This window comes from Saccharothrix lopnurensis (assembly GCF_042658445.1).
GTDB lineage: Bacteria > Actinomycetota > Actinomycetes > Mycobacteriales > Pseudonocardiaceae > Actinosynnema > Actinosynnema lopnurensis.
Window position 1 is genome coordinate 1 of the sequence record NZ_JBHSQO010000071.1, and the last position, 13,516, is coordinate 13,516.

Here is a 13,516-nt window from a genome sequence, read left to right on the forward strand (position 1 = left end):
CTTGGGCACAGCGACATCCTCCCAGCTCACCATCACGGCAAGCCAACTCAGATGTCACCAATCCGTGCAGCAGACCCGCTGGCGCTGGCGGCGACGTAGGAAGCGTCGGGTTTCGTGCGCGAGTCGGTCGACGTTGCGGGCGCGTGAGGCGTTGACGTTGCGCTTGAGGTCGGCGTTGAGCAACTCGTCGGGGTTCAGTTCGGGGCTGTAGCCGGGCATCAGGTGCAGTTCGATCCGCTCGGCGTTGGTCTCCAGCCAGGTGCGGACGGCCTTGCTGCGGTGTACCGGGTGCCGGTCGGCGATGACGTACACCTTGCGGTCCGCCTGACGTGCCACGTGGTTAAGGAAGCCGGTGAACACGGTCGCGGTGAACCGCTCGGTGAACACGGTGAACCACGACGCGCCGCGCGAGGCGACCGCGGACATGACGTTGACCCGCAGCCGTTTCCCGGCCACCCGCACCACCGGCGTGCGGCCCTCCGGCGTCCAGGACCGGCCGGGCGGCGCGGCATCCGAGCGCAACCCGTACTGGTCGACCCACGCGATCGCCGCACCCTCGGCCCTCGCCCGTGCCTCGATCGCCGGATAGTCCTCGTCCAGCCACGTGCGCACCGCAGCCGGCTGCTGCTTATAGGCGCGGCGCGCCGGGCGCTGCGGGGTGAACCCGTGCCGACGCAACCACAACCCCACACCCTGCCCGGTCATCTCACCCCGACCACCAGCCGGATCAGCTCCACCACCGCCAGACGGGTCCACAACGGGCCGCCGATCAACAACTCCTCCGGGCTGTAGTCGGCCATCGCCCCGAACAACGTGCCCCGATCCTCCGGACTGACCAACTCGGAGGGGCCGGGACGTCCTTTGCGGGTCGCCAGGCCGCCGCGACCCTCCCTCCGGTAGGCACGCCACCAGGTGCCCACCGAGCGCTCCGAGACCCCGAACACCTCTGCCGCCTGCCGATAGCCCTCCACCCGCCGGGACTCCAACGCCGCGACCACCCTCAACCGCAGCACCTCCTGCTCCGCAGGAGACAACCGGTGCGCACCCTCAAGCTCGACCACCCAGTTAGCCTAAAGGCAATCGATCACTTTCGATTCAATGAGCCATTTTCATCGTGACGTCGCAGGTCACGTCGCAGGCTGAGCAGTGGAGAGCGTGGTGGGCGAGGCTCCCGGTAAGACGGCAGTCGACCAAGATCCGATGCCCCGACCGGGAGCCTCGCCGTGCTGTCTTACCCTGCCGCGATTCCGCTGTCCAACCGCACCCTCGTCCGCCTGGGCGACCTGATCCGCGTCGAGCGCGTGCGGCGACGGTCCCGGTGGCGGTGCCTGGATCCCGGCCGTCAGGCGCTGCTGGTGCTCGCGCACCTGCGCAACGGCGACACCTACACCCGCCTCGCCGCCGGGTTCGACATCTCCTACAGCACCGCCTGGCGCTACGTCAGGGAAGCGGTTGATATGCTCGCCGCCCTGGCCGACAACCTGCACGTCGCCGGTAAACGCGCCGCACGACTGGCCTACGCGATCCTCGACGGCACCCTGGTCCCGATCGACCGCGTCGCCGACCAGAAGCCCTACTACTCGGGCAAACACCATCGCCACGGCGTCAACGTCCAGATCCTCGCCGACCCGGCGGGCCGGTTGGTGTGGGCCTCGGCGGCACTGCCCGGAGCCGTCCACGATCTCACCGCGGCCCGAACCCACGGCATGATCGACATGCTGACCGCCCACGACGTCACCACCTTCGCCGACAATGCCTACCAAGGCGCCGGCGGCACAGTGCGCACCCCGTTCAAGCGCCACGCCACACGACCACGGCTGTCACGCGGCCAAAAGGCGGTCAACCGGGCACACGCCCGCATCCGCGCCCTCGGCGAACGCGCCGTCTCCCTGCTCAAGGGCTGGAAAGTGCTGATCAAGCTGCGCTGCTGTCCACGCAGGGCCACCGCGATCGTCGCGGCCATCCTCGTTCTGCACCACGTCGAGATCCACCGCCAACCACGATGAAAAGGTTCAATAAAAGCCGACGGCTTTACCTGCGAAGTCTCCCCGGAGGGAACCGATCAGAGCGTGGACATCATCGCCAGCACCCGGCACGCTCTGTCCGGGAGAACCCAAGCTCGTGGTGCAGGTCAAGTCCGAGACGGGCCAGGTCGGCCTGCCGGTGGTGCAGCAGCTGCAGGGCGCGATGGCCGCTTACAGCGCGATCGGCTTGCTCGTCGCCTGGGGCGGCATCACCTAGCAGGCTCGCCAGTATCTGTCCACGCAGCGCTTCGCCATCAAGGTCTGGAACTCCGACAAAGTCCTGACCCGCGTCTTCCAGCACTACGCCACGCTGTCCGCGAATGTGCGGGCCGACCTCCCGCTCAAACAGGTATGGACCCTGGTGGGAGAGAGCGGCTGACCACACCCGACGGAACCTGCGCGTGACATATCCAGGAGAGGACGCCGTATGAGCACCGGTATGCCGGATGACACTACGATCGCCGGAAGCGTCTAGTCACTCGGCAAGTCGTCAATACGAATGAATTCAACTTCTACTATGTCCGGATGCACCGCCTTTACGAGGCTGCCGAATTCAATCTCAACCATTGGTGTTCCCTCGGCGTCGACGGCATGACTATCGATGACGGATACTGAAATCCTCGTTCCTTCAACGGGCTCCAGCCCACCGTTTTGCTCTGGCTGGCGAATAAGATGAGGAGTCTTGGTCTGATCCAGCAGTGCGATATGTTCTTCAATGTCGTCATGCACGTATACCTGCGCCGCATCGATAGTCGAACCGCCAACGGTTACTGTCGAGTTGTCGTAATCATAGTTGAGCATTGAAGCGGTTTCATAGGATCCAAAGACCACCACCAGTGGCTGCTTCGCCGCTGCAGCCCACTTTGAAACCTTCTGGACCGTCCTCGCAAAAGAAAGAGAAGCTGATGTACCCCAGGCCAGCAGTTGTGTAAGTGCCAAAGCTTCTTCGCTGGCCCGAATCATACGACCAACCTGCTGACCGAGATGGTGTGGGTCACCGTGCACCTCAGTCTCGACAAAAAAGAGCTTCGGAGCTGTAAGACGGTGGCCCCACACCCGAGAATTGCCTGGATCGACAAGCACCTCATCCACATCAACAATTTTTAGCAGACTACTTGGCTTCTGAGTCTCTTGTGCAAGAGACTCAATGAAAGAGCTCACGCGATCACTATTCAGGGCTGCGCCTGTTAGACGCTGCTGCGATTCCCTCTGGTAGCGCTCAATCAGAAGATCCAGGATAGCGGGCAGGGTATCGAGGTGCTCCTCATTGATGCCCCATTGGGGGTCGAACGAGGCCTTCAATGATTCAACCTGTTCTGCAGCGGTCAAGGCGTAATTGTAAAATTCTCTCGAAATGCTACCGGGAGCCAAAGGGGGAAACTTTGCGAGCAAAAGAAGTCCGGCTCTAGTAACGAAATCACCCGCTCGTACGACCCGCATCTCTAGCGGAAGCGCTGTGGACATCTCCCAGCGTCTGATTATGTCGTAATTGTCGTCGCGCCTTGCCTCCATTGCCGCAAGAAGGATACTGTTCGAATGCGAAAAATCGATCCTGACACTAGCAATAATTTCGCCGATGTCTGCATCGGTGTCTGCCCCGAGAACTTCCTTGCGGTACAGGAGCCACGCAATTACTAGAATTGCAGACTGCTGCACTTGAGACCTCATTTGGGTTGACTTCGCGCCGAATCTAAATAGCCTCGATTGGAAGCCAAGCGCGCGTGAAGCCCACTCTTTCTCCCCCTTCTCATAAGCTTCACTCAACACGGCAGTCCAAACCCCAAGCGCGACACCCGTAAGTCGATCAACTTGCTGCTCGTGCTTAGCCCTTAGAGGAACGGTGAACTCTGTTAGATTCTGTAGCGAAACGAGAAGGTGTTCAAGTGCGTTCTTGTTCTCGCCCGCCTTCACCAGCAAGGAAGACCATATTTGGGAGTAGTTTTGCGCTTGGGAAACAAAGAACCCTACGTCGGTACTTGACAAAGCGTCAACGCAGCGGCCGTAAACGGCACCAATCGCTTCCATGGCGACACGCTCGCCAACTCGCGCAGCAACATCATTAAGCTCCCAAACATGGGAGTCCAGCCATCTCCAGTCTGTTTCGTAAGAATACGCTGCCAAATTGCGAGACTCCTCCTCCATGGCCTCGCGTACCGTTGAAACAATCTTTCTATAGTGTTTGAATCCGCGCCTGATACTTGGGTACCGAGCAGCTTGCATTGAGGTCATAAGGACCTCTTGAAGATCTTCAAGTGCCCTTAGCAATAGCCCGGCGGGATCATCAACTTCGTCAGATACCGAAATTGCGCCGACGACCATCTTCTCTAGCTGGTCAAGAGACTTTCGCGGAACCTCTTGAGAGCTGTACAAATCCAAGACACTCGCACCGGCTGAAATCTTACTTCCAGGCCGAACTCTAAGGTGGGCCACAGGGCCAAACTCGCCCGGTTTAAATTCTTCCAGTGCGACTGTAGCCATCAGAATCTTGGAGATCTGTTCAATCTTCTTTGGGTCGACATCTTGGACTATTCCGCTCTGCGCTGGACCTTTGAGTTGAACTCTCGTTGATGGAACAAGCGAGACGTCGCCTGGGCTTTCAAGCACTACGTTTGGAAGTCCACTTGCAACCTCCGAAAGCTTGCGACTCCTCTTGTTGTAGTTGACGAGATGACGCGCTGTCGCCCGGACCGTCTCAAGCAGGTCATTAATAGTAAGATTTTCAACTTCATGAGGGCGTCCAAACAAATACGCCGAGTACGCGTAAGTGATTCCAATTGCTAGGACGCTTGGAACGAAGGCGAGAAGAAAAATTAAGAGCACATTTGTGTGACTCTGAAACCAAATCGCTGCCAGCCCGGTCGCTATATCTGACGAGATGCCAACTGTCAACAATTGATTGAATCGGATTCGCCGAATTACGGCGCGGCGGGCAGGGCCCGGAGATAGCTGCGGATCCGCGAGAAGCTGAAAGGCAATCGCAAGGCCTGTAAACCCAATGGTGATCACAGCTGCATGAACCTGCCACATGACACTTAGGGCCTCTTTGGCACTAGGGGCCAATTGTGCAAGAAAACTTATGTTGACAAACCTCGCGCCGATGACCATCGTAATGAGGGTCACGATGTAGGCAGTGACGATGCGCCATGTCATCATTTTTCGGTAGTGTCTCGCGATGGTCTGCAACATGGTCTTATCGTAGGGCCTGACGACCTGTGGGGTGCCAGAAGTCGGCCCTGCGGTCTGACCTGCTCTTATGCTGCTGCGGGTTCGTACTCGTTGATCAGGTCGCTGCGGACTAGACGGCGACGTTGTGCTTGCCGAAAATGTCGTCCGTGCAGGTCAGGCGGCGTGATGGTACTCGTTGAGGATTCCGCCCAGTCGTTGCCGTCGGCGGACGTCGAGGCGGACGACCGCTGCTTGATCGGTGACGGCTGGTGGTAGGGCGCGTAGTGGTCGGGCGTTGTCGATGCCTTGGTGGGGGCGGTGGGTGTTGTAGAACTGCTCGTACTCGCGCAGGGTGTGGAGTAGGTGCCGTTGGTTCCAGATGAGGGTGCGGTCGAGGAGTTCGCGGCGGCAGCTGTGGATCCAGCGTTCCATGATCGCGTTCATGCGGGGGATGCGGACTCCGCTGAGGACGACCTGGATCTCCGCGTCGGCGAGGACGGCGTCGAACAGGGTGGGGAACTTCCCGTCCCGGTCGCGGATCAGGAACCGGGCGGGGCTGCCAGCGTCGTCGAGGTCCATGACAAGGTTTCTCGCGGCTTGGGTGACCCGGGATGCGGTGGGGTGTGCGGTGGCGCCCAGGACCTTGACTCGGCGGCTGGCGTGTTCGATCACCGCGAGCACGTACAGACGGGTGCCGCTCAGGGTGGTGGTCTCGAAGAAGTCGCAGGCCAGGAGCGCGTCGACCTGCGAGCGGAGGAAGGCCGACCAGGTCGTCGAGGTGCGTTCGGGTGCCGGGTCGATGCCGGCGTCTTTGAGGATCTGCCAGACGGTGGAGGCTGCGACCTTGATGCCGAGCACGAGGAGTTCTCCGTGGATGCGGCGGTAGCCCCACGTGGGGTTCTCCCGTGCCAGGCGCAGCACCAGGAGCCGGATGGAGTGGACGGTTCGTGGTCGGCCGGGCCGTTTGGGGCGGGACTCGACTGCGTGGCGGTGGGCGAGGAGGTGTCGGTGCCAGCGCAGTACCGTCTCCGGGCGCACCAGTAGCCGGAGTCGATGGAGCGTGGCGGCCGGGAGTCGGTGCAGCAGTGCCGCGAGGAACGCGCGGTCGCCGGGGGAGAACTGCGGACGGGTGTTACCCAGTTGGCGTTCCAGAACCATGGTCTGGTGCCGTAGCGCCAGGATTTCCGTGTCCTTGTCCCGGTTGCTCATGCGCAGTAGGTGCAGTAGCGCGAAGGCGTTGGTCACGCCGAGGTAGGCCAGTCGGAGCAGCACAGCCGGTCATCATGCCGTGTTGGCGGACGGCGCGGTGGACCTGCGGCCGCGCCCACAAGTACTTCGGCCCTACAAGCTGTACACGGCTTCAACCTGCATGGATGTAGTTATCGGCAGGCACAGCGTTGATGGGCGAATCGTTAGTTGGATCGGTGTCTGTGAGTTTGCCCGCTGATGGAAATGGCCTAATTTCACTTCATTGTCAGCGCGTCAGTTAGAGTGCCTCTTCACCATTTCTTGCCAGTGAGTGAGCTTGTTGCGGGTGATGATAGTACTGGGGTGGTCGGGCCCGAGGGCCCGGAGTCGGTCGGCCAGCAGCGCTTCTAACTCGGCCACCGCACTGCCCGGGTCACCCGCCTCACCCCGCCAGCGGGTGAGGTTGGCACGGGTGCTTAAGGTGACGGGGTGGTCGGGCCCCATCACCCGGAGATGATCTGGCAGCAGCGCCTTGAACCCGGCCACAGCGCCAACTGGGTCACCCGCTTCACCCCGAGAGTGGGCGAGGATGCCTCGGGTGATCAGGGTGTCGGGGTGGTCGGGCCCGAGGACCCGGAGTCGGTCGGCCAGCAGCGCCTCCAACTCGGCCACCGCACTGCCCGGGTCGCCCGCCTCAACCCGCCAGTAGGCAAGGTCAATGCGGGTGTGAAGGCTGTCGGGATGGTCGGGCCCGAGGACCCGGAGTCGGTCGCTCAGCAGCGCCTCCAACTCGGCCACCGCACTGCCCGGGTCATCCGCTTCGCCCCGCGTGTAGGCGAGGCTCCCGCGGGTGTTCAGGGTGTCGGGGTGGTCGGGCCCCAACACGCGCAGTCGGTCGGCCAGCAGCGCCTCGAACCCGGCCACCGCGCCAGCCTGGTCACCCGCTGAGCCCCGCCAAGAGGCGAGCTTGCTACGGGTGTCCAAGGTGTCGGGGTGGTCGGGCCCCATCACCCGGAGGTGGTCGGTCAGCAGCGCCTTGAACCCGGCCACCGCATTGCCCGGGTCACCCGCTGCACCCCGCCAGTAGGCGAGCTTGCCACGGGTGTTCAGGGTGTCGGGGTGGTCGGGCCCGAGGACCCGGAGCCGGTCGGCCAGCAGCGCCTCCACGCCAGCGACCGCGCCAGCCTGGTCACCCGCCTCACCCCGCCAGTAGGCGAGCTTGCTGCGGGTGTTCAGGGTGTCGGGGTGGTCAGGCCCCAGTTGTGAGTTGATGTGGCCGTAAAGGTTGTGCCAGTAGGTGATGGCGGCGTGGACTTGGCCGCTGCCGCCCAGAGACTTCCCCGCGCGTTCGAGTACGTCGTGGAGTGCGGGGGTGAGCAGTGCGGGGGTTGTGTGGGTGTGGAGCGTGGTGGTATTGGAGCGTAAGGCTTGGCCGAGGTCGGGGTGGACGGTGTCGACATCCGGCCAGATCGCCAGGAGGGTGTCGGCAGTGGTGTGGGCGAGGGTGTGGAGGTGGTCGGGGCTCAGGGCGTCACGGACGGCGCGTTGGACCAGGGCGTGCACCGCCACCGCCCTGGCTGGGCGGTCGGGGGTGAGGGTGATGAGGTTGAACCGGTGTAGTCGTGTAAGTCCGTCGTGGACGTCGTCGTGATAGACCCGCCTGCGCGCGAGGGTGGTGAGGTAATCGAGGACGGGTTGGGCGGTGAACAGGTCGAGGGGGATGCCGTTGGGGTCGAGCAGGGCGGCGACCTCCAGCAGCGGGCGGGCCAGGCCCGCGCCGCGCGGCTGGCTCGGGTCATCGAGGTGGTCGGCGCGGTCGATAGACAGCGACCAGGTCGCCGCGATGGTGCGTTGGTGTTCGGGTAGGGCGTGTTCGGGTGGGGTGAGTTCGGCCAGGGTGCGGCGCCGGTCGGCCAGCATCAACCGGTAGGCGGTGATGGTGAGCAGGGGCTGGTCTCCCAGGTAGGCGGAGACCTGGCTCAACGCTAACGGCAGCCACCCCAACTCTTCCGCCAGGTCGGCAAGCCTGTCCTGATCACCGCCGTCGGTGGTGCCGGCCAGTGACTGCGCGAGGTAGGTCACGGCTTCGTCGCGGGTGAACACGTCCAGTTCGATCACCCGGTGACCGCCGCGCCCAGCCGCCGTGTCGCGTCGCCGGCTGGTGACCACGACCTGCCCACCGGCACTGGGTGGCGGGTCCAGGCCGCGCAGGTGCGCCGGGTCCTGCACGTCGTCCAACACGATCAGCCAGCGGCGCGAGGTGGAGGCCAGCCACTCCCGAAACCGGGCCGCCGCCTGCTCGGGTGGCCGGTCGGCGATCTGCGGGTCCTGTTGGACCAGCACCCGCGTGGCAGCGTCGGCGTAGGCGGTCACGATCGCGTCGCGAGAGAGCACCGACACCCACACCGCCACGTCCACCACCGGGTCGGCCCAGACCGACCACGCGTGACGGGCGGCCAACTGCGACTTGCCCACCCCGCCCATTCCCGACACGACCACGCCGGCGCGCTGCGGCGCGCCGACCACCACCACCGCGCGTCCCGAGGCCAAACCGTCGACCAGCAGCGCGTACGCCCGGCGGGCCTGGTGGTGGTCGGCTGGGGACGGCGGAACGCCGACCCGTACCGGCCATGCCACCCGCGCGCGGTCGCCCTGGTGGACCGCGACCGTCGCGTCGCGACCGGCTTGGACGACCACGGCGTATCCGGACGCGGTCGCGTCCAGGTCCACCCTGTGCCCGTCACCGCCACCCGTGGCACCGTCGGTCGTCACGTGCGCGCACTCCAGTTCGACCGGATCTCGGACCCCTCCAGAACAACCTTGGCGTCTCGCACACTCGCGCACACCGCACGATGGCGGACCGCACCCCCATCACCGGCAGATGGTGCTCCTGCGGGGGCGGGGAAGTGGGGTTCTCGGCCTGCGAGCGCCGGACCGCTCCCGTACGCCGACGCCTTCAACCGGCCCGAGGAAGTGCCACGGGAACTGAGACTGATCTTGGTGACACCGCCGTGAGACAACAGAGAAACCACAGGTCGACTAAGATCGACATGTTCCAAGGGGCGATAACCTACATCTCGACCACCCTGTGGGAGCACCGCTGTGGGAGCAGTTTGGGAGCCACCGGACACGTTCAACTGCGTTCAACGGCTCCCAAGTGCGTCCAACCGCGCCCACGGCACATGCAGGAGTCCTGTTTTCGCAGGTCAGGATAGTTGTTGATCTACGTTGACACGGTAGGGGTCACTGGTTCAATCCCAGTATCGTCCACCAGTTATATATGCAGGTCAGACAGCCGGTCGGTGATCTTCACTGATCGGCTTTTTGGCTGTTGTGGGAGCAAATTGGGAGCAAACGATCTTGGTGTGATCAACCGCACCGTATGTGGTCACTCCTCCGTTCGGTGTAGAGGTCACCGCCGATCGCTCCCATCGTCGTTGGAGTCCGTCCAGCATGGCGTCGACCATGACGGGTCACGTGGGAGTAGGTGCCCCGGATGCCAGGCATCCGGTGGCCGAGTCGCTTGTGTTGGAGGACTTCGGGGACGGCGTCTTCGATGAGCCAGGTTTTGTGGGTGTGACGTAGGTCATGGAAGTGCAGGCCGGGTAGGACGGGTGCCCAGCCGTGTCGTAGGTCGCCGCCGACGATGGGTAGCCAGGTGCGGCGTCGGAAGTTGGTGCGGCGCAGCAGTCCGCCGTCGGCTCCGGTGAAGACGTGGTCCTGGGGTCGGTCGTTCTGCTCGGCGCGGTGGGTCTTGAGCAGCTCGGTCAGGAACGGCGGCAGGTGGACGGTGCGGGCGCTGGCCTTGGTCTTGGGTGGTCCGAGTTCCAATTGTCCGTTGATCTCGTGCAGTGCGCCGTCCTTGGGGTCGACGGTGACGATGCCGCGGGTGAGGTCGACGCGGTGCCAGCGCAGTCCGGCCAGTTCGCCCCAGCGCAGCCCCGTGTACGCGGCTGTGACGACCAGCACGGCCGTGCCGGGGCAGCACCGTTGGGCGATGGTGCGGACCTGCCAGGGCGATGCGTGAGGTCGTTCGTCGTGGTCGCCGGTGTCGACCCGGAGTCGCCGGCAGGGGTTGGCGCCGATCAGGCCCTCGTCGACGGCGTCGCCGAGCAGCATCGACAACAACGTCACCACGTCGACCACGGTGCGTTCGGCCAAGGAGCGGCGCAGAGTTTTGATCCAGCCTTTGACGGTCATGCGGCTGATGTCCCTGATCGGTGTGTCGCCGAACTTGGGCAGGATGTGGTTGCGCAGGTGGGAGTCGTATTTGGCTTGTGTGGTGGGGCTGACGTCGTGGGCTTCGCGCCAGGTCGGCACCCACTCTCGTAGGGGGAGGTCGCCGAGGGTGGGGTCGACGAAGGTGCCTCGTCGCAGGTCGGATTCGATGTCGCGGGCGCGGTCTTTGGCGGTGGTGTGGTGGGTGAAGCCGGTTTCGGAGGCGAGTGTCCCGTCGGGTGTGCGGTAGCGGACGCGCCAGGCGGGGCCGTGTTTTTCCACCCATGCCATGTCGGACTCCCTTGTCGGTCGGATCGGTGATGCGCCCGTGGCCGGGCAGCGGATATGGACGCTCCATACAGGACGAATGTCAAGCCGTATGTGGTCACCCAGGCCGAGATGCGCCCTGGGATCACCGGCTTCCTCCGGGTCGGTTCGGGGGAGGTGCTCGTGGGTCGACCGGCCGCTTACCGGGGCGTGTGGTGGCGTGGCGGGCGAACGCCACGGGTGTCCTGGGCGGTGATGGCGCACAGGTCGGTTGCGGAGAACCGCAGGTGCTTGCCCGGGAATGTGCACGGCGGCTGGCGTCTGCCGGCCCGGCGGCGAAGCCGGGACTTCCGCACCGCCGGCAGCTCTGCCGCCCGCGCCGGGGTGTACAGCCGCAACACCGACGCCGCGTCCTCGGTGCCGCTCGCCGACGGCGCTGGTGCCGCATCGACAATGGTGGCCGGGTTGGCCGCTGATCTGTGTCGGTGTCGAGGCGGTGTGCCGCAGGCCCCGACGAGGCCGGCGGTGGTGGCGTCGTCGGTGGCGGGAAAATGGGCGGCCTTCGGCGCGGCCGGTGTCGTCGGTTCGGACGAGGGGTGATCGGACCGGTTCATAAGGTGCCCTCCGCGGCGACCGGGGCGTGTTCGTCGTCGACGGGGATGTCGAGGACACCCCTGAACTCCATCCGCGGGCCCTTCGGGGGACAGTCGATCACCGAACCGGTCGTCCGTTCCACCCGACAGGGTGAACGAGCACCCGCTGCCGACCCCGACCTTCCGCGGCTGTGTCCCCTCCGTACGGGAAGGAGCGGCCGGTACTGCCCGGCCGCGGCGTGGTCGAAGCGCGCACATGCTCGGACCGAGAACATTGCATGAACAACTATGGCTTCAGTGTTGACAAAAATTGATCACTTACGGGAGTTGCCGTGTCATAAGATGTGTGACGGCGCGCAAGTAGGGTTAACCCGTTTTGGCGGACAGGGTCGGTGAGGTGTGATCAGGTTACCTGTTCCAGCTGGTGGCGGGTTGCTTCGTAGGTGGCGGGGCTGAGGTAGCCGAGGCTGGAGTGCAGGCGGCGGGTGTTGTACCAGCCCTCGATATATTCGAAGATCGCTTTGTGCGCCATGGTTCTGGTGGGCCAGGGCTGTCGGTCGAGCAGCTCGGTCTTGATGGTGGCGAAGAACGACTCGGCGACCGCGTTGTCCCAGCACTGGCCCTTGCGGCCGACCGACAGCCGCACGTCCAGGTCCTCGGCGAGGGCGCCGAACCGGCGGGAGGTGTATTGGCAGCCTCTGTCGGCGTGGAAGATCACTCCGGGTTCGGGGCGCCGCTGTCGGACGGCGTTGTCGAGGGCCTGGGTGACGAGGTCGGTGCGCAGATGATCGGCTGTGGCCCAGCCGACCACGCGTCGTGAGGCGATGTCGATCACGGTGGCCAGGTAGAGCCACCCTTCCCAGGTGTGGATGTAGGTGATGTCCCCGCACCACCTGGTGTCGACTTCGCCTGCGGCGCAGGTGAAGTCGCGTCGGATCAGGTCCGGTGGGACGGTCGCGGCGGGGTCGGGGTCGGGGACAGTGGTGGTGCGCCACCGTTTCGGCGTGCGACCCGCCCGTCCGGCCTGCCGCAGCAGCCGGGCGACGCGCTTGCGGGAGTGCCGCCGGCCGCGGGCCCGCAGTTCGGCGTGCACCCGCGGTGCTCCGTAGGTGCCCTTCGACTCGTCGTGGATGGCGACGATCTGTTCGGTCAGGTCCGCGTCCTGTCGTCGACGGGTGGAGGGTGCGGCGGTGCGGTGGGCGTAGTAGGCGGCTCGGGAGACCTGGAGCAGCGTGCACGCCCGGGTGACGTTGCCGCCGCGTGACTTCTCCGCCTCGATGAACGGATGGAGGTTCACCGGGTCTCGTTCGCGAAGAAAGCCGTGGCGCGCTTGAGGATTTCCACGTCCTCGGCCAGGCGGCGGTTCTCCCGCCCCAGCCGGACCAGCTCCCCGCGCTCGTCGGTGGTCAACCCGTCGACGCGTGTTCCGGCGTCGCGCTCGGCCTGCACCACCCACTGCCGCACCGCGGTCTCGGTCAAGTCGAAATCCTTCGCGACCTGACCCACCGAACGGTCACCCCGGGAGCACAGCTCCACGATCTCAGCCTTGAACTCCGGGGTGAACGACCGCCGAGGCCGCCGCTTCTTCCTGCCCATGGACTCCATGATGGGACATCCTTCCGGGGACACGCGTCCCCTGATCTCAGATGTCCGTCAAAACGGGTCAGACCTATCACCCGGGCGACGCGCTTGTGGTTGACCACCTGTCCGGTGTCGTGCAGTTCGGCGGTGATCCGCGGGACGCCGTAGGTGTCGGCCGACTCGCGGTGGATCACCCGGATGCGCGCGGCCAGGTCCGCGTCGGCCGCGCCGCGGACCGCCCGGTCGGGTGCGGCGGCCTTCCAGTGGTAGTAGCTGGACCGGGCTACACCGATGACCTGGCACAACCGCTTCACGCCGTACTGGCGTCGGTTTTCGGAGACGAACCCGAAGCGGTTCACCAGCGCGTCTCCCCGGCGAAATACCGGGCCGCCTTGCGCAGGGCCATAGCACCCTGTGGGATGGTCCGACCGGGTGGTGCGCACTGTTGACAGGGCGTTTGGGGCCACGGTCGGGCGAGAC

At 64.7% G+C, this 13,516-nt stretch carries 10 protein-coding genes and 1 pseudogene; 2 read left to right on the plus strand and 9 right to left on the minus strand.

From position 1 onward, the window contains the following. Nucleotides 1–54: 54 nt before the first annotated feature. Together ACFP3R_RS35930 and ACFP3R_RS35935 are read right to left on the minus strand one after the other, a co-directional pair. On the minus strand, nucleotides 55–705 hold the full coding sequence (locus ACFP3R_RS35930; protein ID WP_380643183.1) for an IS630 family transposase: 651 nt from the start codon (nucleotides 703–705) through the stop codon (nucleotides 55–57). Next, nucleotides 702–1,061 carry a helix-turn-helix domain-containing protein gene (locus ACFP3R_RS35935; RefSeq protein WP_380643185.1) on the minus strand — a complete coding sequence of 120 codons (360 nt, stop codon included), beginning with the start codon at nucleotides 1,059–1,061 and terminating at the stop codon, nucleotides 702–704. Before ACFP3R_RS35935 ends, ACFP3R_RS35930 begins: the two co-directional genes overlap by 4 nt. Before the next feature lie 162 nt (nucleotides 1,062–1,223). Between ACFP3R_RS35935 and ACFP3R_RS35940 the strand changes: the two genes are divergently transcribed. Both ACFP3R_RS35940 and ACFP3R_RS35945 read left to right on the plus strand, forming a co-directional pair. Further along, nucleotides 1,224–2,006 (plus strand): transposase family protein, encoded by a 783-nt coding sequence (locus tag ACFP3R_RS35940; RefSeq protein ID WP_380643187.1) that lies wholly within the window; start codon nucleotides 1,224–1,226, stop codon nucleotides 2,004–2,006. Nucleotides 2,007–2,061: 55 nt separating this feature from the next. Further along, nucleotides 2,062–2,241 (plus strand): restriction endonuclease, encoded by a 180-nt coding sequence (locus tag ACFP3R_RS35945; protein ID WP_380643218.1) that lies wholly within the window; start codon nucleotides 2,062–2,064, stop codon nucleotides 2,239–2,241. 254 nt (nucleotides 2,242–2,495) lie between these two features. Here ACFP3R_RS35945 and ACFP3R_RS35950 read toward each other — a convergent pair whose 3' ends face one another. The 7 genes and pseudogenes from ACFP3R_RS35950 to ACFP3R_RS35980 form a co-directional block, all read right to left on the minus strand. Continuing rightward, nucleotides 2,496–5,210, minus strand: coding sequence for a hypothetical protein (locus tag ACFP3R_RS35950; protein ID WP_380643189.1), 2,715 nt, complete (start codon nucleotides 5,208–5,210; stop codon nucleotides 2,496–2,498). A gap of 153 nt (nucleotides 5,211–5,363) precedes the next feature. Continuing rightward, nucleotides 5,364–6,461: an integrase core domain-containing protein gene (locus tag ACFP3R_RS35955; protein WP_380643191.1), complete on the minus strand. Its 1,098-nt coding sequence runs from the start codon at nucleotides 6,459–6,461 to the stop codon at nucleotides 5,364–5,366. 210 nt (nucleotides 6,462–6,671) lie between these two features. Further along, entirely contained in the window at nucleotides 6,672–9,107 is a 2,436-nt protein-coding gene (gene fxsT, locus ACFP3R_RS35960; RefSeq protein WP_380643193.1) for an FxSxx-COOH system tetratricopeptide repeat protein, read from the minus strand. Between the two features lie 639 nt (nucleotides 9,108–9,746). Beyond that, nucleotides 9,747–10,886, minus strand: a complete 1,140-nt coding sequence (locus tag ACFP3R_RS35965; RefSeq protein WP_380643194.1) for a tyrosine-type recombinase/integrase — start codon at nucleotides 10,884–10,886, stop codon at nucleotides 9,747–9,749. 972 nt (nucleotides 10,887–11,858) lie between these two features. Next, a complete protein-coding gene (locus ACFP3R_RS35970) occupies nucleotides 11,859–12,752 on the minus strand; it encodes an IS3 family transposase (protein ID WP_380643196.1) in 894 nt (297 codons plus the stop codon). After that, nucleotides 12,749–13,051 (minus strand): transposase, encoded by a 303-nt coding sequence (locus ACFP3R_RS35975; protein ID WP_380643198.1) that lies wholly within the window; start codon nucleotides 13,049–13,051, stop codon nucleotides 12,749–12,751. Before ACFP3R_RS35975 ends, ACFP3R_RS35970 begins: the two co-directional genes overlap by 4 nt. Nucleotides 13,052–13,140: 89 nt before the next feature. Beyond that, nucleotides 13,141–13,503: pseudogene (locus tag ACFP3R_RS35980) on the minus strand (IS3 family transposase); the annotation flags it as partial. Between the last annotated feature and the right edge of the window lie 13 nt (nucleotides 13,504–13,516).

Coding starts and splice junctions, on each gene's coding strand:
- ACFP3R_RS35930 (WP_380643183.1), bottom strand. CDS start 705: ATGACCGGGCAGGGTGTGGGGTTGTGGTTGCGTCGGCACGGGTTCACC.
- ACFP3R_RS35950 (WP_380643189.1), bottom strand. CDS start 5,210: ATGTTGCAGACCATCGCGAGACACTACCGAAAAATGATGACATGGCGC.
- ACFP3R_RS35965 (WP_380643194.1), bottom strand. CDS start 10,886: ATGGCATGGGTGGAAAAACACGGCCCCGCCTGGCGCGTCCGCTACCGC.
- ACFP3R_RS35975 (WP_380643198.1), bottom strand. CDS start 13,051: ATGGGCAGGAAGAAGCGGCGGCCTCGGCGGTCGTTCACCCCGGAGTTC.